Annotated in this window: 22 protein-coding genes; 8 read left to right on the top strand and 14 right to left on the bottom strand. The window is 45.6% G+C overall.

Annotation, left to right across the window (positions count from 1 at the left end):
- Positions 1-5: 5 nt before the first annotated feature.
- On the bottom strand, positions 6-335 hold the full coding sequence (locus tag C400_RS0109395; protein WP_016818694.1) for an ArsR/SmtB family transcription factor: 330 nt from the start codon (positions 333-335) through the stop codon (positions 6-8).
- Between the two features lie 557 nt (positions 336-892).
- Here C400_RS0109395 and C400_RS0109390 point away from each other — a divergent pair.
- The 3 genes from C400_RS0109390 (at position 893) to C400_RS0109380 (ending at position 5,055) form a co-directional block, all read left to right on the top strand.
- Positions 893-2,350, top strand: coding sequence for an RtcB family protein (locus tag C400_RS0109390; protein ID WP_017426773.1), 1,458 nt, complete (start codon positions 893-895; stop codon positions 2,348-2,350).
- On the top strand, positions 2,350-3,633 hold the full coding sequence (locus C400_RS0109385) for an AAA family ATPase (RefSeq protein ID WP_017426772.1): 1,284 nt from the start codon (positions 2,350-2,352) through the stop codon (positions 3,631-3,633). The genes C400_RS0109390 and C400_RS0109385 overlap by 1 nt, the downstream gene beginning before the upstream one ends.
- A gap of 258 nt (positions 3,634-3,891) precedes the next feature.
- Positions 3,892-5,055 (top strand): MFS transporter, encoded by a 1,164-nt coding sequence (locus C400_RS0109380; RefSeq protein ID WP_017426771.1) that lies wholly within the window; start codon positions 3,892-3,894, stop codon positions 5,053-5,055.
- An 83-nt stretch (positions 5,056-5,138) separates the two neighbouring features.
- On the opposite strand, the gene C400_RS0109375 is transcribed toward C400_RS0109380, so the two are convergent.
- From C400_RS0109375 to C400_RS0109365, 3 genes are read right to left on the bottom strand one after another with little or no spacing between them, the layout of a single operon-like run.
- The gene (locus C400_RS0109375) at positions 5,139-5,891 is read right to left on the bottom strand and encodes an amino acid ABC transporter ATP-binding protein (RefSeq protein WP_017426770.1); all 753 of its coding nucleotides are present in this window, start codon (positions 5,889-5,891) and stop codon (positions 5,139-5,141) included.
- A gap of 14 nt (positions 5,892-5,905) precedes the next feature.
- Positions 5,906-6,574, bottom strand: a complete 669-nt coding sequence (locus C400_RS0109370; protein WP_016818689.1) for an amino acid ABC transporter permease — start codon at positions 6,572-6,574, stop codon at positions 5,906-5,908.
- A gap of 17 nt (positions 6,575-6,591) precedes the next feature.
- Positions 6,592-7,443 (bottom strand): amino acid ABC transporter substrate-binding protein, encoded by an 852-nt coding sequence (locus C400_RS0109365; RefSeq protein WP_017426769.1) that lies wholly within the window; start codon positions 7,441-7,443, stop codon positions 6,592-6,594.
- 280 nt (positions 7,444-7,723) lie between these two features.
- On the opposite strand from C400_RS0109365, the gene C400_RS0109360 reads away from it, so the two are divergent.
- Positions 7,724-9,016 (top strand): MFS transporter, encoded by a 1,293-nt coding sequence (locus tag C400_RS0109360; protein WP_017426768.1) that lies wholly within the window; start codon positions 7,724-7,726, stop codon positions 9,014-9,016.
- A 128-nt stretch (positions 9,017-9,144) separates the two neighbouring features.
- Here C400_RS0109360 and C400_RS0109355 read toward each other — a convergent pair whose 3' ends face one another.
- Positions 9,145-9,402 (bottom strand): GlsB/YeaQ/YmgE family stress response membrane protein, encoded by a 258-nt coding sequence (locus tag C400_RS0109355; protein ID WP_013372531.1) that lies wholly within the window; start codon positions 9,400-9,402, stop codon positions 9,145-9,147.
- Positions 9,403-9,699: 297 nt separating this feature from the next.
- Here C400_RS0109355 and C400_RS27605 point away from each other — a divergent pair, with 297 nt between their 5' ends.
- Together C400_RS27605 and C400_RS0109350 are read left to right on the top strand one after the other, a co-directional pair.
- Positions 9,700-9,963, top strand: a complete 264-nt coding sequence (locus tag C400_RS27605; RefSeq protein ID WP_200879844.1) for a YkgJ family cysteine cluster protein — start codon at positions 9,700-9,702, stop codon at positions 9,961-9,963.
- A 35-nt stretch (positions 9,964-9,998) separates the two neighbouring features.
- Positions 9,999-10,955, top strand: a complete 957-nt coding sequence (locus C400_RS0109350) for an acetylxylan esterase (RefSeq protein WP_016818686.1) — start codon at positions 9,999-10,001, stop codon at positions 10,953-10,955.
- A gap of 140 nt (positions 10,956-11,095) precedes the next feature.
- Here the strand turns inward: C400_RS0109350 and C400_RS0109345 are convergent, their stop codons facing one another.
- Positions 11,096-11,419, bottom strand: coding sequence for a DUF3817 domain-containing protein (locus C400_RS0109345; RefSeq protein WP_016818685.1), 324 nt, complete (start codon positions 11,417-11,419; stop codon positions 11,096-11,098).
- Positions 11,420-11,572: 153 nt separating this feature from the next.
- Between C400_RS0109345 and C400_RS0109340 the strand changes: the two genes are divergently transcribed.
- The gene (locus tag C400_RS0109340) at positions 11,573-12,577 is read left to right on the top strand and encodes an LLM class flavin-dependent oxidoreductase (RefSeq protein WP_016818684.1); all 1,005 of its coding nucleotides are present in this window, start codon (positions 11,573-11,575) and stop codon (positions 12,575-12,577) included.
- 279 nt (positions 12,578-12,856) lie between these two features.
- Here the strand turns inward: C400_RS0109340 and C400_RS0109335 are convergent, their stop codons facing one another.
- The 4 genes from C400_RS0109335 to C400_RS0109320 form a co-directional block, all read right to left on the bottom strand.
- Entirely contained in the window at positions 12,857-14,476 is a 1,620-nt protein-coding gene (locus tag C400_RS0109335; protein ID WP_026065408.1) for a cellulase family glycosylhydrolase, read from the bottom strand.
- Positions 14,477-14,917: 441 nt separating this feature from the next.
- Positions 14,918-15,169 (bottom strand): hypothetical protein, encoded by a 252-nt coding sequence (locus C400_RS0109330; protein ID WP_013372537.1) that lies wholly within the window; start codon positions 15,167-15,169, stop codon positions 14,918-14,920.
- Positions 15,170-15,333: 164 nt separating this feature from the next.
- Positions 15,334-17,094, bottom strand: a complete 1,761-nt coding sequence (dhaK, locus tag C400_RS26435; RefSeq protein WP_017426766.1) for a dihydroxyacetone kinase subunit DhaK — start codon at positions 17,092-17,094, stop codon at positions 15,334-15,336.
- A 1-nt stretch (position 17,095) separates the two neighbouring features.
- Positions 17,096-18,229, bottom strand: a complete 1,134-nt coding sequence (locus tag C400_RS0109320; RefSeq protein ID WP_016818681.1) for a glycerol dehydrogenase — start codon at positions 18,227-18,229, stop codon at positions 17,096-17,098.
- 189 nt (positions 18,230-18,418) lie between these two features.
- On the opposite strand from C400_RS0109320, the gene C400_RS0109315 reads away from it, so the two are divergent.
- Complete coding sequence (locus tag C400_RS0109315; RefSeq protein ID WP_026065407.1) at positions 18,419-19,450, top strand: PocR ligand-binding domain-containing protein; 1,032 nt, start codon at positions 18,419-18,421, stop codon at positions 19,448-19,450.
- Positions 19,451-19,595: 145 nt separating this feature from the next.
- Here C400_RS0109315 and C400_RS0109310 read toward each other — a convergent pair whose 3' ends face one another.
- The 4 genes from C400_RS0109310 to C400_RS0109295 all read right to left on the bottom strand — a co-directional run bounded on the left by C400_RS0109310 (position 19,596) and on the right by C400_RS0109295 (position 22,628).
- Positions 19,596-20,528 (bottom strand): DUF2167 domain-containing protein, encoded by a 933-nt coding sequence (locus tag C400_RS0109310; protein ID WP_017426764.1) that lies wholly within the window; start codon positions 20,526-20,528, stop codon positions 19,596-19,598.
- Between the two features lie 579 nt (positions 20,529-21,107).
- Positions 21,108-21,884, bottom strand: coding sequence for a hypothetical protein (locus C400_RS0109305; RefSeq protein WP_017426763.1), 777 nt, complete (start codon positions 21,882-21,884; stop codon positions 21,108-21,110).
- Between the two features lie 17 nt (positions 21,885-21,901).
- Positions 21,902-22,057 (bottom strand): hypothetical protein, encoded by a 156-nt coding sequence (locus tag C400_RS27600; protein WP_017426762.1) that lies wholly within the window; start codon positions 22,055-22,057, stop codon positions 21,902-21,904.
- A gap of 58 nt (positions 22,058-22,115) precedes the next feature.
- On the bottom strand, positions 22,116-22,628 hold the full coding sequence (locus C400_RS0109295; RefSeq protein WP_017426761.1) for an RDD family protein: 513 nt from the start codon (positions 22,626-22,628) through the stop codon (positions 22,116-22,118).
- Positions 22,629-22,675 lie beyond the last annotated feature (47 nt).

The raw sequence follows: 22,675 nt of genomic DNA, 5'->3' as shown, positions 1-22,675 counted from the left end.
TAGCATTACTTCTCGTTACGTATTCCTTCCAGCAACGAGATAGCTTCGACTAAATGATTGTCAAAAATCTGCCGCGCCACCGCTAGCAGCTCCGTTAAGAGCGGATCACGTAGTGAATACACGACCGTTGTGCCTTCCTTAAAGCTGTTCACCAAATTTTTAGCCCGTAAGACAGCCAATTGCTGCGATACGGCAGAACCTTCGGAACCGAGCGCAGTCTGCAACTCGTTCACATTCCGTTCCCCTTCACTCAGCACCTCCAAAATGCGGATGCGCAGAGGGTGAGCCAATGCTTTGAAAAAGTCAGCCTTAAACTTCTGGAGATCTCCTTCCATGCCTGCGCCGTCCTCCTCACAGATTGTTTTCATAACGATCAACAATATCTGAATATTTGAATATTCAGTACAATAACAGTTTTGGGTCAATTGAACTATGATGTTACTCACACTTCACCATGCGTATAGTCACATTTTTCCACACTTTTATCTTTCAGGGTTGACAGCTTCCACAGGTTTCCATTAACATAACAATTAACTTTAAGAAAAGGGGGCCGACAGACATGACCAAGCTTTACACGATAATGACAATCAGTCAGCATGATACAATCACATATTCGAAATTTCGTCTCATCGGCCCCGTTCGGGCGACATGATGGGTATGTCACGCTGTCTGACGGCGTGATGAACCAGGCTTTTTTTATTTTTATATGCTATTGAAAGAACAGGTTATTTATGTTTTTATGATGTACTGTATGATGTACTGATCATAAAATGTAATGACACTTTCGGTGCACGAAGCCGTAGACGACAAGTCTGCGGCTTTTTTTGTTTTTTTTCGAATCTTTTTATACGATGTTATAAATTTACATGAAGAAGGGAACTACCCATTTATTATGAATATACAACCTACGACCAACTCATCTTTTCATGAAGGACCATACAGCCACCTGATGAAGCTTCCGGCAGGGGATCTGACCGTGTACGCTTCGCAGCAACTCTTCTCCTCACTGGATTACAAAGTGTTCGAGATGGCTAATAACAATTTACAAATTCCAGGTATCCGCTATATGGGATATACACCAGATGTACATGTAGGCGTCGGAACCTGCATCGGTACAACTGCGGTATGGGGAATGGAAGACGGCTATGTATCTCCCTCCATCGTTGGCAGCGATATTGGCTGCGGCATGCGCGTACACCTGACCAATCTGCACAAGGATGCTTTGAAGGAAATTAAGCTGCGCCGCAAGCTGGTTAAGACAATTGACAAATACTTGCCGATGGAAGCCCACCAACGCGGACATTATTCGGATATACGACTGGAGCATATTGTACGTAAGGGTTTGCATGGCTTACCTAATAAATATATTCCAGATAGCTACACTCCTAAGAAATCCACCTCACTGACTCATGTAGAGCACAGTAAGTTCTCCTTTGACGAGGAAGTGCTGAATCTCGTCGAAGACCGTACTTGGCACCGGGCTCATCGACAGCTCGGCACGTTGGGTGGAGGCAATCATTTTGTCGAAATTCAGGCGATTGAAATTGCGGAAGAAAATAGAGAAGTCGCTGAAGCTTGGGGGATGTTCGACGGTCAGGTGGCTGTGATGATTCATTCCGGATCACGTGCTTGGGGTGGAGCAGTCAGTCAGTCCAGTTCATCTGCCATCGCAAAAGCGATGAGCCGTCTCGGTCTCGGCACCTCCGACCCGAGACTCGTATTCGCACCGCTGGATCATCCCGAGGCAGCACATTATGTGGATATGATGTATTCAGCGCTGAATTATGCTGTGGTGAACCGACATCTGATTGCATACTCCGTGCGAGAAGCCTTCCGCGATGTCTTTGGTACAAAGTGCGAGTTGCGTACGCTGTACGATCTGATGCACAATTATGCTTGGGAGGAATCACATCCGGATCACGGCAGCGTATTTGTGCATCGTAAGGGTGCGACGCGCGCTCTTCCAGCAGGACACCCTGACAATCCGCGGCCTTATCAGGCGACAGGGCATCCAGCCCTGATCCCCGGCTCAATGGGGACTGCCTCTTATATTATGGTAGGTTTACCGGGCGGTCAGGATAACTTTCACTCCATTTGTCATGGAGCGGGCCGTATTCGCTCGCGTTCTGCGACCAAGCGGCTTGTAAGTGTAGACGATTTTGCAGGTGCCCTGGGTGTAGGGACAGACGACGAAATTGTGGTCAACCAGGCATCTCTGGAAAGTATTATCGACGAATCTCCACAAGCCTACAAAAATGTAGATGATATTATTGAAAGTGTTACCGGGGCAGGACTCGCAGCCGTTGTAGCCAAATGTAGACCGCTGGCCGCCCTGAAAGGAGCAAAATAATGTTGAGTATAGACATCCCAGCTATTTATGAATTTGACGAACGAACAGATGGACGCATTACCGGTTATGCCGCTTATGCCCGTCTGATCGACGGTATTAGTGAAGCACTCTATAACCGCTATGGCGTAAAATACGAGCTGTATGCCAGTGATGATCCCAATATTGAATATTGGGATCTGCTGGAGGAGGATATTCGTTCAGGCAGCCCTGATCTGGAGCATGTGGCACGGGTCTTCGATCGTTTGGAGGAACGCACCATTCAATATGACGATGACGGGCCAACGCCTGAATATGGTGTGCATCTGTCGATGCGTAATAATGTATTTGCCTATCCCAAGTGGGGGATCGCACTGGCACGAGTTCCCTTTTTCCGTGAAAATGGCGTATACAATGAAGATTACGTATTTGCCATAGGCGATCAGGAGCTGCAAAGCTTCCTCGCAGGCGTACGCGGTCGTGAACGCAAGCAAAATATGAAGCGTGTCACTGTCTTTACTGATACAAGCCGTGGACTCTCTCGGCAAGCAGAACCGATAACCCGCGCCATTACACGGGATGACGTGATTTTGAAGGCGGAAATCAAGCGGGATATCTTCCGATCACTTGATCAGTTTTTTGAAGCAGATCGTACCTTCTATCAGACTTATAACATTCCTTACAAGCGTGGGATTCTGCTATACGGCCATCCGGGCAACGGTAAAACAACTCTAGTGAAATCAATTGCCAGCAGTGTACCGGGTCCGGCTGCTTACTGGCAAATTACAGAATATACAACCAGCGAATCGGTCAAAGAGGTGTTCGAGGCAGCTACTCGCCTGGCTCCGATGGTGCTGGTCATTGAGGACATTGATTCTATGCCTCAGGAGGTTCGTTCCTTTTTCCTGAATACGCTCGACGGCGCTACATCCAAGGAGGGCATCTTCCTGATCGGAACGACCAATTATCCCGAGAAAATCGATCCGGGTCTGATGAACCGGGCAGGCCGCTTCGATCGAGCTTATGAAATCAGTTTGCCTGATGAAGCGCTGCGACTGGCGTATCTTAAACTGCGTAACTTCCTTGTTTTTGCAGGTGAGACAGGTACACAGAAGGCGGCAGCGATGACGGACGGCTTCTCCCTAGCTCAGCTCGGAGAACTGTATGTCAGTACCGCTCTGGAATGGCATGAGCAAGGAAAAGCCGATATTGAGCTGATTATTAAAGGCATGCGAGGCGAGCTTGATAAAAGCCGCAAGCAGGACTGGCTAAAAAATGTCTCCGAAGGAAGAGTTGGGTTTTTCTAATCCATCCTTTTATTGCCTCATTATGAAATTTATGTTACGATGATAAACAATAAAGTACCGAAAGGGTGACCTTAAGCCAATGATCTACTAATCCTATTTCCAAAGAAAAAACGTAATCTTACGAATTTTCTGGATAGGATTAGTGTAGGCTTTTGGGTATTAACGATAAGAGCATTGCTTCTTTGACGGGAGCAGTGTATCTTCTTGTTCGTATGTCTGCCTCCTATCCAGAACTAATGGATAAGGAGGTTTTTTTGTATGAAAAGAATACTCGTAATTCTCATGATTAATATATTCATTGTGATGGTAGGCGTTGGTTTGATTACCCCTATTCTTCCGGAATTGATCATTGAATTTGGTGCCAGTGGGCGAGCAATCGGTTTATTGGTAGCAGCCTATGGCATAACGCAATTCTTGCTCTCTCCCATAACTGGACAGCTGTCTGATCGATATGGGAGAAAAGTTTTTATCGTCGTAGGTGTTATTATTTTTGCTGTAGCTAAATTTATGTTTGCTATTGGGGATGAGCTGTGGATGCTGTACACCTCAAGACTTCTGGAAGGAGTTGCAGCAGCCCTGATTATTCCACCCATGATGGCATATGTAGCTGATATTACAACAACCGAAGAACGTGCCAAAGGAAATAGCCTGCTAGCGGCAGCGATGTCATTTGGATTTGTCATTGGTCCAGGACTTGGCGGCCTTCTTGCAGGATATGGAACGAGAGTGCCGCTGTATACAGCAACAGGTGCAGCTATGATTGCAGTTATTTTTTCAATCGTTTGTTTACCTGAAAGTTTATCGAAAGAACAAATGAAGGCAGCACGAGCAACCATTCATCATCAAAGAGAGTCTATTTTCAAACAGTATGCAAGATCATTAAATTCAAAATATGCGATGTTCTTTGTCATTGTCCTGGTGATGACTTTTGGACTCGCTAATTTTGAATCCGTTCTTGGTTTATATGTAACGAATCGCTTCCAATTCTCACCGCAACATATTTCAGTCCTTCTAACTGTAGGTGCTGTGATCGGCGTCGGTATGCAGGCATTGGTTGTTGCTAAAATGATCAAGCAGTTTGGTGAAAAAAGGTTGATCAAAGGCTCGCTTCTCTTCACCTCTGCTGCTTATATTTTATTTCTCTTCGCCAAAGACTTTTGGAGTATCTTTCTTGTGACTTCCCTTATTTTCTTTGCCACAGCTATGCTTCGTCCAGCTCTTAATACACAATTGTCGAAGATGGCAGGCAATGAGCAAGGATATGTAGCTGGTATGAATAATGCCTATATGAGTGTGGGGAATATTTTGGGTCCTACTCTAGCGGGATTTTTATTTGATGTGAATATGTTCGCTCCATTCCTAACAGGCTGTTGTATTCTTTTGATTACCTTTCTGATTACATTAAAAATTAAAGTGAAATAAAAGAGGACTACTGATGGATAAAAGGCAGCTACTGGCCTGGGCGTTATTTTTAACCCCCGGCTCCAGCTGCCTTTCTATTCAGTTTATTCCGTTTCCCCACTCAGTCGATTCAAAAACTGGATGGCCCGTGGACTGGTCGGCTGCTCCAGCACCTGATGTGGCGTACCCTGCTCAATGATTACGCCCTGATCCATCAGGATTACATGATCCGCAACCTCTGCCGCAAATTTCATTTCATGGGTGACAATAACCATCGTCATTCCTTCGGCAGCCAATTGCTTTATGACCTTGAGCACCTCACCTACCAACTCGGGATCAAGAGCAGAGGTGGGCTCGTCGAACAAAAGCACCTCAGGTTCGACCGCCATTGCCCGGGCAATACCGACCCGTTGTTGCTGTCCTCCCGACAATTGATGCGGATAGGATTCTGCTTTATCAGCCAGTCCCACCTTCTTCAGCAGCTCCAATGCACGTTTGCGCGCTTCGTCCTTGCTTTTTTTCTGAACCGTGACTTGCCCCTCCATCACATTTTGTACGACAGTCATATGCGGGAAGAGGTTGTAGGATTGAAATACCATCCCTGTCCGCTTACGCAGCGCCAAAATGTTTTCTTGTCGAAGCTTCGTTCCTTTCGCAAAATTCAGGACAATATCACCTACCTGAATTTCTCCCTGATCGGGAATCTCTAGCAAATTCAAGCAGCGTAAAAGCGTTGTTTTACCCGAACCGGAAGGACCGATAATCACAAGCACTTTTCCCTTATCGAGCGTCACGTCAATCCCCTTAAGCACTTCCAGCGAGCCGAACGACTTGTGTATATTTTGAATTTGGATCACCGGTACAATCTCCTTTATCTAATGGAAAAACGGCTGAGACGCTTTTCCAAATCATTTTGCAGCACAGTCAATATCGTGCTAAATAGCAGGTAAATAACTCCAGCCTCGGTATATACTAATAGCGGTTCGTAGGTGGTAGCTACAATCTGATTAGCCGTTCTGAACATTTCCACATAGGTGATGGTGGCAGCCAGTGAGGTATCCTTTACCAAGCTGATGAATGAGTTGGCAAGCGGGGGTACGGATACACGGGAAGCTTGAGGAAGCACAATCCGCCGCAGCACTTGCCAGCGTGTCATCCCCAAGGAATATCCCGCCTCCCATTGACCCTCTTGAATGGAAATAATAGCGGCACGCATAATTTCAGAGCTATAGGCCCCCACGCTAAGCGTAAAGCCGATCACTGAAGCAATAAACGGGTCCAGTGTAATACCAACAGAAGGTAAACCGTAGAAAATAATATACAATTGCACCAGCAATGGAGTTCCTCGAATCACCCATACATAGAAGCCGAAGATCAGCTTGAGTATTCTCCATTTGGACAACCGGGCGAGTGCAGTGATTAGCGCCAGCACAAGTCCCAGAGCAAATGAGATCAGTGTGAGCGGAATCGTAAAAGAAACCCCTGCTTTTAGCAGAGGCAATAATGAATCCATAATAATTTGTATTTGGCGATCATCCATTGTACAGACATCCTTTATTATTTGGACACATCGGCTCCAAAATATTTTTCAGAAATTTTCAGATACGTACCGTCAGCCTTCATATCAGCCAACGCTTTGTTGACTTCCTTGATCAAATCTTCGCTCCCTTTATTAAATACTGCTGCGCTGTGTGAAGCATCCGAAGATTCGTCCACCTTTTTGATTGGAGCATCAGGCTTTTGCTTTTTCAGATCCAGATAGGATAATCCGTCGTTAACGGTCGCATCTACACGTTTGGAAGTGAGGAGGTCAATAGCTTGGTTGAATCCTTCGGTTGCTACAATTTCCGCCCCGTTGCTTTTTGCGATTTGAGTCAGGTTGCTAGTCAGGGATTGCCCTGCCTTTTTACCTTTTAAATCAGCAAATTTTTGGATGTCCGTATTATCATCACTCACGATCAGAACCGCCTTGGAGACAATATATGGATCGGAGAAATCATATTTTTGCTTACGCTCATCTGTAATGGACACTTCATTGAATACTGCGTCAAACCGCTTGGAGTTCAAGCCTGCAAATATTCCGTCCCATTGTGTCTCGATAAATTCTGGTTGCACACCCAGCCGCTTACTTACTTCGGTTGCAATATCGACGTCAAAGCCTGTCAATTTGCCAGCAGCATCATGGTACGTAAACGGAGCATAGGTACCTTCCGTACCAATTCTCAGCTTGCCACTCGCTTTTACAGATTCAAGGGTAGCTGCAGCCGTTGTATCTGCTTTTCCATTATTAGAACCGTTCCCTCCGGTAGATGCATCATTCGTGCTAGCGCCTTTATCATTGTTGCCGCAAGCCGAAACCAGCAATGCCATCACGATGAGTACAATCGGTAAAAAACTAAATTTTTTCATGTTATCCACACTCTTTCCCTTTTTCTTGATAACCTAGCACAGGCTGGTCATTGAATAGTACATCATTCATTTTCGCACGTCAATGCTTTTATCCAATAATCCCTATCCAAAAGGTAAGTTATATTTTTTTATCATCTAATGCTATTCTAGGTTGACTCCATCATAGGCTGGCTATTCATCTTCACTGCCCTCGCAGCAACTTTTTTGTGTACCATTACATAAGAGATTTCGTATAATAGATTTTAATATACAGATTAGAAATATTTACCGGAGTGTGATCATGGATACCCAAAATACAACTTTATCCCCTGAAGGAAGGCACTCGGCCTGGGCTACCTTTACTTCACCTTTAAAACAATCCAAAGCGTTCACCCTCTTATGGCTTGGACATTGGATCGCGATGTTAGGAAGCTCCGTCACGACAGTCATTTTGCCACTGGTTATCTATTCTCTGACAGGCTCCACCACCATCATGGGATTGGCGATGACGGTTTATATGCTGCCAAATGTACTTATTCTTCCTTTCGCAGGAATGATCGTGGACAGAATCGACCGAATTCGCCTCCTTCTGTTCACGAATGTCGCCCGCTTTGGTCTGATGTTCGTTGCTTCGGTGCTGATGTTTACGGACGGGATGAAGTTGCCGTTCCTATTCGTTGGGCTTGCGTTGTACGGATTGATGGATGGTATCTTTAATCCGGCTTATTCAGCCTTACGTGCACAAGTGTTTACACCGGACATCCGCAATGCTGCCAATGCGCTAAGTCAAATCAGCATACAAGCTGTTCGTCTACTCGGTCCTCCGCTAGGAGGCTTTATTGTATCCTTTTCCTCTCCCGGTGTCGGCTTTGGACTGGATTCTATCGCTTACCTGGTATCATTTGCCTGTTTTTGGATGCTAAGTGCTCATTTGGCCTCCATCATCGGCAAACGTCAGACCAGTTCAGAACAGGTAGATCAGGGTGGACAACATTTTCTCAAGGATTTTATAGCAGGTTTTGCTATTCTTAAAAGCCATCCTTGGCTATGGATTACGATACTCGCCTTTTCTTTCATTAATATCTGTTATTCAGGTATTATCGCTGTGCTCATCCCATGGCTGTTCAAGGTGCATCATGGCTATAATCCAGTCGTATACGGCATCGCAATGGCAAGTAGTGGCATTGGTGCCATGTTGGGAGCCTTTGTGTATGGATCACGCAAGCATTGGAAACACCGCGGTCTGCTCGCTTACTTAGGAGCTTTTGTCAGCGGTCTTGCCTTACTGCTGTTGTCCATAGTCACCTGGATGCCAGGATTGATTATGAGCATGATGCTCGAAGGATTTGGTATTATGATTTTTGCGATCATCTGGGAGACAAGCCTGCAGGAATTAGTTCCCGCTGAATCCTTTGGACGTGTAGCCAGTCTGGATTTGATGTTTTCCTTCGCACTGCTTCCTGTCGGCTATCTGGCCGTAGGTGCCGTGGCGGACAAGCTTGGCGGTATCCTCACCATTGGTATGTTTGCAACCATCGGCATGTGTATCGTGCTGGGCGTGCTAATTGTTCCTCATATCAGACGATTTCAATAGAAACTATGTAACTTTATCTCAAAAAAAAAGCTGCTCCCACAGGTTCATTTGTGAACCTTGCGGAAGCAGCTTTTTTCCATTTTTAACTCGCGCCCCATCGGGACGGGTCTATTCAATAATTCGTAAAGTTAGCCTCTGCTCCGTCCAACGGAACGGAAGATCAAGCTCACAATCACGACTAGCACAATCGCACCAATTAATGCAGGAACGATGTAGAACGATCCGATTTCAGGACCCCAGTCTCCCAGAATCAAGCTACCCAACCATCCACCGATAAAACCAGCGATGATGTTACCAATCACACCACCCGGAACATCACGACCTGCGATAATTCCTGCCAACCAACCAATAATACCACCAACAATCAATGCCCATAACCAACTCATTTTGCGTCACCTCGTTTTAGTTTTTATCGTTGTGTTCTATTATTAACCACTCGAACTCCTTTTGAACACACAGAGACCAAATGGTTAATATTACCACTCAATGGTACGCTGATTTGGGGGCTTGATACCATCCTACGTGCCTCCCAGATTATTTATGCTCTTTGTGTGAAAAGTGTGTCTCCTATCCGTTTATCCTTGTATTCCTGCTTTTTTTGTGCCATCCTCACATTATGGCTTCACTGAAGTCACTTCATGCATAGGTTACAAAAATAACAGATTATTAAGGAGTGACCCCCTCTGGAGTGTCGAGTAGGATGTGCTGCATGTTGCATTGCCATTACGATTTCTTCCCCTATTCCCGGCATGCCAGACGGAAAACCCGCTGGTGTTCCTTGCCCTCAACTCACGCCTGATTACCGCTGCCAATTATTTGGAAAATCTGAGCGTCCTGCTGTATGCAGTGGCTTTCATGCGGATAAGGATACATGCGGAGACACTAATGAAAGAGCATTTGAACTGCTGAGCGAGCTGGAGAAATCCACTTTACCGAGTAATGCCTAAGAGAACTCATTCTATATGAAGGAGAATTTTTGATTATGAATGTTATTGAAAAAAGAATTGCCGAATTGAAGCAGTACGTTCCCGATCTTACCACCCCTAAAGATATGAATTTATTTTGGGACAAAACACTGAAAGAAGTTCACGCCAAACCTGTACGTGCATTCAAAACGCCCGTAGAAACACCGTATCCTCATATGATGGCCTATCGGGTCACTTTTGAGGGGATCGATGATACGCCTCTGCATGCCTGGTATGTACGTCCCCGATTTGCAGGAGATCAGAAGCTGCCATGCATCGTTCTGTTTCATGGCTACACAGGCGGAAAGGGCTATCCTGAAGATTATTCATCTTGGCTAATGCTTGGTTTTGCTGTATTGGCGGTAGATGTTCGTGGTCAGGGAGGAGAAACGGGGGACCGTCGGAATGACCCTCACGGAACCGTTAAAGGCTGGGTCACGAAAGGAATATTGGACAAGGATACCTGCTACTACAAAACGATTACAACCGATGCCCTTAGAGCCGTAGACTGGGCGGCGGAGCAAGCCGACGTCGATTCGGCTAAAATCGCAATCAGTGGCGCCAGCCAGGGCGGTGGACTTGCATTAATGGTGGCTGCGCTCAGCGATAAAGTTGCTACGACGGTAGCGGATATTCCCAATATGTGTCATATGGATTTTGGCATGATGAATTCTACCAGTTCACTGACAGAAGCTGCCGAATTCGCAAACCGCTTCCCCGAGCATTTGGAGCAGGTACTACATACATTGAGTTATTTTGACGTGATGAATCTAGCTCATCGCATTGGTATCCCTGTCATGGTATCTGTAGGGTTGAAGGATACAGTGTGTATGCCAGAGACGATTTTCGCTGCTTACAACCGCATTGAATCACCAAAGACGATTGAAATTTATCCATTCACGGGACATTGGGTTGAAGGTTTCCACAGACGCAAGACGGCTGAATTTTTAGTTCAAACCTTAGCATTACATTGAGTTAACGGTTTCCTCCGGTGCATAAAAAAAGAACACCACGCATCCATCTGCGCAATGTTCTTTCTACTGCATCGGAGCCAATCTCGCTTCCATAGACAAGCTCCTCGACAGTTCACAGCGAAGCACCTCTCCTGTAAAGTTTACGATGCAGTTCTCTGTTCTGCTGTCGAATCCCCTGTCCATTTTCGCACCCAAACAAAATCCATAATCATTAGACCAAACGGAATGAAGGATGCAAACATAATGAAAAGAGGCCGCCGTAAAGGCCAATGCAGTGCAGTTTTTCCATAGATTAAAGCGACGAGGAGCAACAGAAAGCTCACCCGGTATATGTTACCAATCACCATAACCGCCTGGGTCATGCCCGCAGCTTGCAGCGGCTGGTGGGTGAATAGTATCGCCAAATACGCTATAGCTTGAATCCAGAGCATGAGCCGGACACGCCCTAAAGGTGTTCTTAACACAAATGTAATCCCCTCTCCATGAGCAGAGATGTTCTCTCATCCCTTATGCATCCTTTATTATAACGAAAAGATGCCCAAACTCCAACCTATCCAGTTTTGAATTTTGACCAAATGGGTTGTGTTTGATACAGTTGTGTAAGAGGTGATTGTAAAATGCTTAAACTGGGTATACTGGACCAGTCTCATATTCCTGAAGGCGGTTCTGCTCAAGATGCATTGTCTAATACAACAGATTTAGCGCGTGAAGCTGATCAACTGGGGTACAGCCGTTATTGGGTATCCGAGCATCATGCGTCCAAAACACTAGCACACTCCAGTCCCGAGGTATTGATTGCCCATTTGGCTGCTCACACATCGCGGATTCGTGTGGGTTCAGGCGGCATTATGCTGCCGCACTATAGCGCCTATAAAGTAGCTGAAAACTTCCGGTTACTGGAGGCGCTCCACCCTGGACGCATTGACTTGGGAATAGGACGTGCTCCAGGCGGCTTGCCGCTGGCTACTCGCGCATTGCAGGAAGGGAAATACCAAGCTGTCGAACAATATCCACAGCAGATTCTAGATTTAATCGACTATTTCCATGATTCGGTGCCTGACAATCATCGGTTTGCTGGCCTTCATGCCTCCCCGATGATATCAACCGTTCCTGAATTATGGTTGCTTGGCTCCAGCGGGGAGAGCGCCAGATTGGCCGCGATGATGGGTGCCTCCTACGCCTTTGCCCAATTTTTCGGTACTCCGGGCGGCGTAGAAGCTACCGCGCGTTACCACGAGCAATTCATGCCTTCGATTTTAGGAGATAAGCCTCACTCCATGGCGGCAGTTACGGTAGCCTGCGCTGAAACTGAAGAGGAAGCTGAGCAGCTGGCATCCAGTGCTAGTTTGTATTTCCTTTTACTCATGCAGGGTAAAGAAATGAATTCTCTTCCATCGGTGAAAACAGCCATGTCCTATCCCTATACAGAATTTGATCGTGAACGGCTGCGCCAGTCTGCAGCATGGCGTGTTGTTGGTACTCCTGAGCAGTGCAAGGAACAGCTGCTAAGACTGGCTGAGCAGTATCGTACCGATGAATTACTGGTCGTTTCTTCCATTCATGACTTCAATAAACGTGTTCAGTCCTACCGTCTGCTGGCCAAAGCTTTTAATTTGGTATAAACACAGATGAACAGATGCTCATTTTCATTAACATTAAAACCCCCGCCTGCCTATAAAGGCAACAGCGGGGGTTTGTTGTAATATAGATACCACAAAAGTCGAATGTCATATGGTACTTTAGTAGTATATCCATCGGAACTGAAGTATAAGTTGTTTACTTCTAAAGTTCCATCATCCATATACCAAAGGCGCATAAGCTATACTTCATTTCTTCAAAAGAGTGCAACCAAAAGTCCCATCTCTTTACTCACTCCAGCCAAGTTTGTCATGGCTGAATTTCTAGGGTTCTATACCCCATACCAGCTTACCTTGCTGATATACGGTGCCATGGTCCCAGTCCGCGAATGCTGTTTGGGTAGCACCATAGGAGTAATCGTTGGTCTCATCAAAGTTGCTCCAATTTGCAGCATGAATACGGGATTGAATTTCCCCGGTTTCGCCGCCGGGCTGAATCGTTCCTGCTCCATCTGTGAAAGAAATTTCTACATATTTATCTGCCTTGACCTTCGGCTTTGGCAATGTTACAAAAGTCGCTTTTACCTTTTCGTTGCCAATCTTGGCCCAGTCTACAAAAAACTGCTGAGCTTGTTTGCTCTCATCTGTATAATAGTAGCGAATTTTCAGATCACTCAGCTTCACAGCTGTTTTACCCGTATTTTTGATATTAAATTGAGGTCGGATCGCATTATCCTTGGCATTCGTATCATCGGTGCGATATTGAAGCACGATCCCTTCATTATTACCGCCTGGTGTACTTCCACTGTGATCGTTACCATTGTTTCCACCGCTATTTCCACCATCGTTACTACCGCCATTGTTGCCGTTTCCGCCGGTATTTCCGCCGTTGCTTCCTCCTCCACCATAACTGCTGGAGCCTTCCAGAATTGCCTGTTTTACGAATTTGCCGGAAGCTGTTAATTGTGAATCAGGCCATCCACCCTTGCGATCGGCGCCAGGCAACAGCGCAGCCGAGGTCTCATTTTTGTCAGCAAGCGACCAATTGGCCCAACTGATTTTACGGCTAGCCAGAAAGTCAGTCCATACTTTGGATTCATTCAGGAAAGGGCCACCGTTACCCGAAGCGTCGCTTGTCCCCCACTCGGTAGCAAAAATGCCTACACCCTTGTTCAGTGCATAATCAACCCGATCGCGCAAATATTGTCCATGTGTTCCCGCATAGAAATGCACGGTATACATTGTATTTTTGTCTGGAAGTGGATGGTCTGCTGCATCATGTACATCCTGACTCCAGGTACCTGTTCCTACAATAATAATATTATCCGGGTCCTTAGCTCGAATAACCTGAGATACCTCGGATGCATAAGGTCGAATTTGATTGTTCCAGTTCACATTCCCATTCGGCTCATTAGCAAGTTCATAGATTACGTTAGGCAAATGACCATACTTAGTGGAAAATTCATTAAAGAAAGCTTTGGCTTCATTTTTATGAATGTTCGGATCGCCATCTGAGAGAATGTGCCAGTCAATAATGACGTACAGGCCCAATTTCTGTGCTGCCTCAATGGCTTCCTTCACTTTATTTTTCAATGAAGGATTGGCAATATAACCGTTTTCTTCAGTGTACAACGCAACTCGAAACACGGAAATGCCCCAATCGTCCCGCAACCATTTCATAGTGTCCTGATTCACCAGATCTCCAAACCATTGGACGCCATGAGAACTAATGCCCTTGAGCTGTACAGGCTGTCCATTTTTATCCACCAGTTTACCGCTCTTTACTGAAAGTTGTCCGTAACGTTCCACAGGGGTCGTCCCGGCCGCCTCTGCTGTTGACGCATTCCAGTTAAACCCATTCGTTAACGTTAATAGCAACACTGCTGTTAGCAGTACTGCTACTTTTTTTGCGATCCTTGGCAGGATCCATTGCCTGTTCATTATTTACACATTCCTTCCTTTTAATAAAGTAGATGAGACTTATCAGTACGTTGTTCTCCGCTTTTTCGCCCCTTCCTTCATACAATAAAAGGATCAGGTCCAACCTTCGATGTCACTTACCTGTATATGGATGTTACTACTATTATAGTTAGTTACATGTTACATTTCGACTTTATGCTAGAAAATGAATAAGAAGTCACGGTTTTGGGATATGTACCCCTTAGTTGGCTACTGTAGAGTACTGAAGGGACAAAAGTCTCATTTAGCTATTGGAAAATTTGGCCAATTTTGGCTGGTTAACAGGTTAAAAAGAGTCTCAATTGCAACTCTTTAACTTAAAAAAAGACTGCTTCCCGATGCCTAGGCTCGGTACAGCAGTCTTATCATGATCTTGTATATGATCGGATAATGTTAACAATATCGTCTTAACGTATGATGTCCTTATTACCCCTTAGCGGCAGCTTGAGGTTCTTGGGTTGCCTGATCTTCGTTCATATCGCCGCCATCCGTCGCTTGATCTGTCAGTACAGTCTCAGATGAGTTACCCATCACCTTGTCTATAAGTTGTAGCCAAGGTTCTTCACTGCCTCCACAGCTCTCAATATCACCGAGCAGGGACTCTAGCGTGGTTCCTTCTTCTGGCAAATCAATAACTAAACTGTCTTCGTCAACTTGGATGGTGCAGCAGGTTTTCATTGTAAATCCCTCGCTTAATTCTTATTTGAGCATGCAAGTATGCTTGCTCAGATGGGATGAACTCCCACGGATCCAGGGATAAGCCTTTTGAATCCGTCTGAAATTATAAACCTAATGCATCCCAATTGCAATGAACAAACCTTGAATTTTTAAGAATTAGCGAATTAGTTCAAACATTCAGCAAGCTCCGTAAAAATCACTCCAAGCGCATAAGCCCCCGCGTCTGGATAACCAAGGCTTCTCTCTCCGACCGCTCCGGCACGTCCCATACGCGCCACGATGTTTTCTGTCTTTTTGGCCCCTAGGACAGCGGCTTGAGCTCCTCGCACAAAGGCTTCCTTCACGTCAACATTTGATTTCGCGCTCTCTACCCAGCTATCCGCACATGGCACTAATGCATCAATAAGCGTTTTATCACCCACGACGGCTCCTCTGCCGAAAGAACGTTCACCTGTCGACTGTATGCCTTGCACCGCAGCCTGCATCATATCCGCGAATTCGGCAATGGTCAGTTCGCTTCGTTCACCCGCAGATCGTGCTGCCGCGCGAAATGCTGAGCCCCAGATCGGACCCGAAGCCCCACCGCAGTATTCCATGATGACGAGCGAGCATGAATGGAGAAAGCTTCCCATCGTCAAGGAATCTTGGTGTAGGATGTCGCTCCATTCCCGTTTCAGCTGACGGAACCCCTTGGCAACACTCATGCCAAAGTCGCCATCGCCTGCATGAGAATCAAGATCGCAGAAAGGCACCTCATTCTTGATGATAACCTCGCTCATTTTGTCAACCAGGTATATCAGGTTGTTCAACGTAATCTTGTTATCCTCAATAACTGCAAAAGCAGGGGCGGTTTCCACCTCGAAAGATACTTGCCGATTTTCGTCTGCTACAGTTGATAGATCTGTGAACACGACTTGATCAGCAGGTCCAGACACCTTGAACGCAGGCGTGTTGCTTTCATGGGAAAGTAAGGTTTGCAGTTCGTCGTCCAGCTTCATGATTGAAACTGAGATGCCCGCCATATCGATACTTGTCATATAATTGTTGACGAAAGATCGATTGATCTTGATTCCCTTCGCTGCTAGTTCGCGAGTGACCGCATAATTGAAAAGATACAGTTCTTGCAGAGGCGTACCGCCAAAACCATTGATTAGCAGTGCAATTTCTCCGCTGAATCCGTTTTCGATCTGCATGTCTCGAAGGAGGTCGGTTACCATTCTGCGTGCCAGCGTATCCGCATCTGTCAGCTTCTCGCGTCTGATTCCAGGCTCGCCGTGAATGCCAACGCCGTATTCGATTTCATCAGGCCCGAGCTCAAACGTTGGCGAGCCCTTCGCCGGCACGGTGCACGACGTCAATGCAAATCCGATACTGCGTACATTCGCAGCGGCTTTCTCCGCCACTGCTTTGACTTCTGCCAAACTACGCCCCTCTTCTGCCGCTGCACCCGCGATCTTATGCACAAGTACCGTGCCCGCTACACCGCGCCGTCCGACCGTATATAGACTGTCTTCTACAGCGATGTCGTCTTCGATCTTTACATAGTCCACTTCCAAACCATCTTCAGCAGCCAGATGAGCGCCGTTTCTAAAGTTCATGATATCGCCGCTGTAGTTTTTGATAATCAGCAGTGTGCCTTTTTTCCCAGCTGTTGCTCGGATGGCCTGATACACTTGAATTTGCGAAGGAGAGGCAAAAACATCACCGCAGACCGCCGCATCGAGCATCCCCTTGCCGACAAAGCCGGCGTGAGCGGGCTCGTGTCCGCTGCCACCACCGCTGATGAGCGTTACTTTCTCCGTGTTCAGTTCCTTTTTCTTGAGCACTTTATATTTTGGTAGAAATTCCAACTCGGGATGCGCGAGCGCGATACCACTGCACATCTCAAGAACCAAATTTTCCGTACGGTTGATGACCTTTTTCATGCTATTTTACCTCCGCTTTGTACTGGCTGCCGATCCGGTCGGCCGCAGCAATTGCCGCTGCAACCTGCTCTACCGTGATCGGAAACGGCATGGCATGAATCGATTCCTCCTCAATGCAGGCTTTAGCAGCTACTTCCATGAGTTCTTCCTGGCTGATATGATCGACACCGATATCGGCCAAGCAGACCGGCAAACCGATGGTTAAACAGAAATCCAGTACCTGATGTAATTCTTCCGTCGGTGCGTTTTCGAGCACCAGCTGTGCGATCGTACCGAACGCGACTTTTTCTCCATGGTAATAGTGATGCGTGCCTTCCAGAATGGTGAGTCCATCATGAATCGCATGGGCCGCAGCAAGTCCGCCGCTTTCGAAGCCAAGACCTGAGAGTAAAATATTAGTTTCAATGATATTTTCGAGTGCTTGTGTAACATGATTTTCATCGCATGCCGCTTTTGCTTTGGCACCGTCTTTTAAGAGCATTTCATAGCATAACGTTGCAAGTGCCAACGCCGCATTCGTACCTACGGCTGGCGCACACTGTCCCTCGCGTACTCCATTAGGCAGTCCAGCGTTGACCCTGGAGTAAGAGCGAGAGGTCGCACGGGCTTCAAAGTATGTCGATAGTGCATCACCCATACCTGATACGAGGAATCGGGTTGGTGCATTGGCAATTACAGTGGTGTCAACTAATACGACACTCGGGCTTTGTTTAAAATAGGCGTAATCGTCGAATGCGCCTTCTGGAGTATAAAGAACGGCCGAGTGACTTGTCGGCGCATCCGTCGCAGCAATCGTCGGACAGATGATAAGCGCTTCCCCTTGTGCCACACATTTCGCCGCGTCAATCGCTTTGCCGCCGCCGAGACCAACGATGCAATCACATCCATTCGCAGTGGCGATTTCTTGGAGTCTAGACACTTCTTGTCTGGAGCACTCACCCATAAAACCGCTTTCAATAAAGGTTACGTTATACTTTTCCGTAGTGGAATCAAGCTTATCTTTCACCCGCTCCACATCGGCTGGATGCGCGATCAGTAAAGCAGATTTGCCAAAGGTACTCACATAGTAACCCAAATTCAACAATTCGTTTTCACCTTGTACATATTTGCTTGGGCTGATAAAAGCTTTTCTCATCTATAATTCCTCCCTTTAATGGTGTTGGTTTCGTTCTGATTAAAACTATAAACGAACCATGTGAACTTTACATTGGAGGAATCAAGGAATATATTATAATTTGCAATCGTATTTTTTTGCACTGAAGCATGTGAATTGTACTTTTTTGTTGTTGCTTACAGGATAATTTACTATTAAGGGATGGGAATCTTGATACGTGAACATTTGAGCATCCAGAAAATCTTTGATTTGAAAAAGTGGGAGCAGTTGCAGGATTCATTAGCATCCGTTACCAAATTAGCCATTCTCACCGTCGATTATAGAGGGAATCCCGTAACTAGTCACAGCCAATGTCAATCGTTCTGCAAGAAGGTTCGCCAAGATGAGAATCTCCTTCCCTACTGCCAGAAATGTGACTCTCGTGGTGGACTTGAAGCGGTGCGTTCCAACAAACCTTATATTTATCTCTGTCATTATGACATCGTTGACATCGCGGTACCAATCATTATCGACGATAAGTACATTGGCGCCGTCATGGCAGGTCAGGTTCGCCTAGCCGATCCTTCGAACGCTTTACAGCTGGAACAAATCCTCACGTCAAAAAATGAAAAACTGTACAGTTCCAAATGGGAGGAACTTAAGGACTACTACGCCGATCTGCCGACGATGACTTATCAGGAAATTCAGATGATCTCCAACATGTTATCCTTATTGTGTAATTATATTGTTGAAGAAGCGATGAACAAAAATCTTCTCGCGGAAATGTTCGAAAAGGCTTCGGCCATAGAGTCCAGTCCGCAATTGTCTAATATCCTTCCTGGCTACTCGCTGAAGCATATCGAAAGCCTTAAGAAAGAAATGAATAATATCTTAGCAGATGCCTATCTGAACTCCTCAGGGGATGAGGATATTCCGTGCGGAAATCCTGTACTCAAACCCGCTTTTGAATATATTTATGAGCACAAGGGTGAAACTTTCTCTCTAAAAGCCATGGCTGACTTGTGTCACATTAGTCCGAGTTATTTTAGTCGGCTGTTTGCGAAGGAAACGGGTGAGAACTTTTCCAGCTATCTTGCCCGCTTAAAGATGAAATGGGCGAAGCAGCTGCTCGAAGCTACAGATATCCCTGTATCCCAGATCAGTAGTGAGCTCGGCTTTAATGAGCCAGGGTATTTTATTAAAATATTCAAAAAATATGAAGGCACAACACCCGCGGTATACCGAAAGTATTACAAGGGATAAATATAAAAAACAGATGATTCATAGGTCTATCATTACCATGATCATCTGTTCATAATGTTCTTGCCCATGCTACCTCTTCAGTGTGTACTGATCAGGCTGCCTGACCTTTTTGTTAGTAATTATATTATGGTGTGTTTCTTTAGAGCTACTGTAATGTTTCTGACTGATCCTGAGCATTCGTTTCATTGTGCATAGATTCTGACTTTTTCTTGCGAAATAATTTGGCAAAAAACTTGCCTATCACACCAAACACACCTACACAAGCAGCACCAATAAGGACAAGCACCTTAACTCCCGCGCCCTTAATAAAAGCAAGGATTAATGCCAACAAGCCTACCTTTTTAGCTACTGCCAAGCCGGCCCCTCCCAAAATCAGTCCGGTCAGGCCATATTCAGAAATTTTGTCCGTTGAAGCATTAAAATCTTCGTATCGCTCACCTGATTTGACTGTCAGCTTGGGTAATATTTTCTCATTCAAGAACTTCTTATCCGCGTCCAAATGTGCAGGATCGGACACTAATATGGCAGAGATATAACCCTGACGAGTGAGCACACGAACATTATAATTAATCAGCTTTTCCTTGTTCCCATCCTCCGCCAGCATAGACCAGGTTAAATTATGGGTCGTTTCATTATAAAAAGGCTCCACATCCCAGCCTGTAACATACAGACGATCACTTTCCGCTTTTTCCTTGTTACTCTCTTCCGTACCCTCTTTATAACTATCTAGAATGGCATCTGCATCGATGTCTTCTTTTTCATCATCCTTGATATGTCCAAGTTCATAGTATTCAAAAACAACTTCCCAATTTTGATTTTCATCCTTCGGAAATATACTCCCAATTTCCTTGCCAGATGGCTTCTCGTGATTCATCTCGCTTACCTTCGCAGTGTTAGCCGCATCCAAAAAAAGAAGAGATGAGTCTAAATCAACCGCAGCTACATTTCCCAGGTCTACCTTTCGGCCACCCTCAATCCATTTTAACTGTTCACTGGATGAAGCCCACGCATTTCCTCCACTGAGTAACACCAGACTAAGCGCCAACAGCACTCCCAAAATCGTTTGGCCCCATCTCATGTTGTAGTTACATCTGTTATCTAGTCTCTTATTCAAAACTCATTGCCCCTTTATAAATTCCAATATCTCCCGTGTTCCCAACCATATTAGCCACTGCTTTATATTTTGTCAATTCACCGTAGCAAAGGGCGTTTCCACGACTTAATACTCATTTTTATACATATGTATGCAAATTTTCTACTCTAATCGGACTGGTTTTACAAGGTATGGAGGAGCGATATAAAAAGACTCATCATGGACAAGCACAATTGCGCAATCGCTGCAACTTATCCGTTCAAGTCTCTCTCACTTATAATTTCTTAAAAGACGTATTCCTTGATATGACAACTTTGTTGACCTCAAGCTTAGTCTCAAGCACATCCATCTAGCCTATAAAATGTCGAATTTCAGCAGATTAAGGAATGCATACTTCACCAAACAAGCGACTATAGTCTTAGTGACTTTATGCCTGTTTTTTATACATATGTCATCTTTTTTATTTTAAAAAATGTATAGGCTTACACCGGATTGATTTAACAAATGCTGGAGCACAGAAGTAAAGATAGAGGGGATGAACACTCCACTCCTCTATCTGATGTTCTAATCCACAATCATCCGTCCAGCACCACCACCCTGCCAGCGGCCTGTTGTGCGCTTCCCCCGTCCGGCTCCTTCCAAAATCAGCACTAGCTGCCTATGGAGCTGAGCATGTGAATATTCCTTATATTCCACACCACTTCGGTTTGCAATATAATGCTGGATAGATTCTCTGTCTACAGCCTCCAGGTTCAGGCACATCATAGCAAACATACAATCCATCGGATCGGTTGTACCGCTTTTGAGCAGCTCGGATGCAAAATAGCGCAGCGTTTCTGGGCGCAACGTACTTTGATACAACCCCGCAAACGGGACATGAATATCACTCCATGTATTGAACTCAGTAGCCATATCGGCAAAATCCTGATAATTGGAGCGAAGCACGGCTCCATCTTTGAGTTTGAATCGGCCCAACTCCAGTTCATCCAATCCGATCTCAGCCTCGGCCTCTAGCACAATATCTGCATGATGCACGGTGAAATCCGGGCGATCGGTTTGTTCCAAAAAGAGCAGCTTCAACACCGATAGCTGCCCCGTAGCCACATATGAAACTTCCTGCTCTTGCTCCAGCAGGTATAATCTATTTTTATGCTTTACAATGCCTCTGCCTACGGTCAGCGCATGTTCCCCGACGGTCACATTCATTCCGGTAATAATACCATCCGAATAATCCTGATACCGGATATCCAGAAAGCTACGGGGGTAATCCCGCAGATTTTCCAGCATCTCGGTTTTGAGAATGCGACCTTTTTCAAACTTTGGAACGATATGCGTTAACATGGGGTTTCCTCCTTTCTCTATTCTTCTTTATTTAAGGGAACAGATAGCCGATTCACACCAGGCGCAGGAGGCGGAACAATAACTCCATCATCGGTGGTGGGTGGAGCTTTACTTACTCCAAGTAATGCAGAAAATCGACGAAAATTCTTTTCTAAAAATTTGCGTATATTCATCATGCTCCCCCCTGATTGAAGACTACGATTCATTATCATCTTAGAATCTATTTATACTTTACATCCCGGCTCCGCGCCCAGCCTGCTCGCGCAGTATATAATTCAACTCGCGCTTGTCCACAACATAGGTACGTGCAATCAGATCGTGAAGAGCCTGTTTTCTAGCTGTAAAGCCTGCCATGATAAAACCGATCCACAAAATGATACTCGATACAATTTTACTCCAGTAGCGGGCACTCGCACGTCCAAAGCTCAGCTTTTGGTTAAATTCATCTACTACAACGATACCAAGAGCCAGCTTGCCCACCGTAGCTCTGCATTTGGACGATTCCATGATCGCAAAATACAACCATGAAGCCCCCAAATTCATCAAAGTTTGTCCTAATAATTGCATAGTAAAAATAGCAGTCGGCCCGTCTGTCAGCATAGAGGTTTCTGCCGGAGATGGCACCCAATCTCCAATGGCCTGAATGATGATCCAGACCAGTCCGATAACCATAAATACAAATCCTAAAATAAGGCTGTCAATGATATAGGCCAAAGTTCGTTTCCAAAAACCTGCATACAGCATGTTATTCCCTCCATGTGTTGTGTGCTTTTCTGATTTCTGCATTTTGC

Source organism: Paenibacillus sp. ICGEB2008 (assembly GCF_000307675.1).
In the GTDB taxonomy this organism is placed as follows: Bacteria; Bacillota; Bacilli; order Paenibacillales; family Paenibacillaceae; genus Paenibacillus; species Paenibacillus polymyxa.
This window is presented reverse-complemented; position numbering and strand designations above follow the sequence as displayed.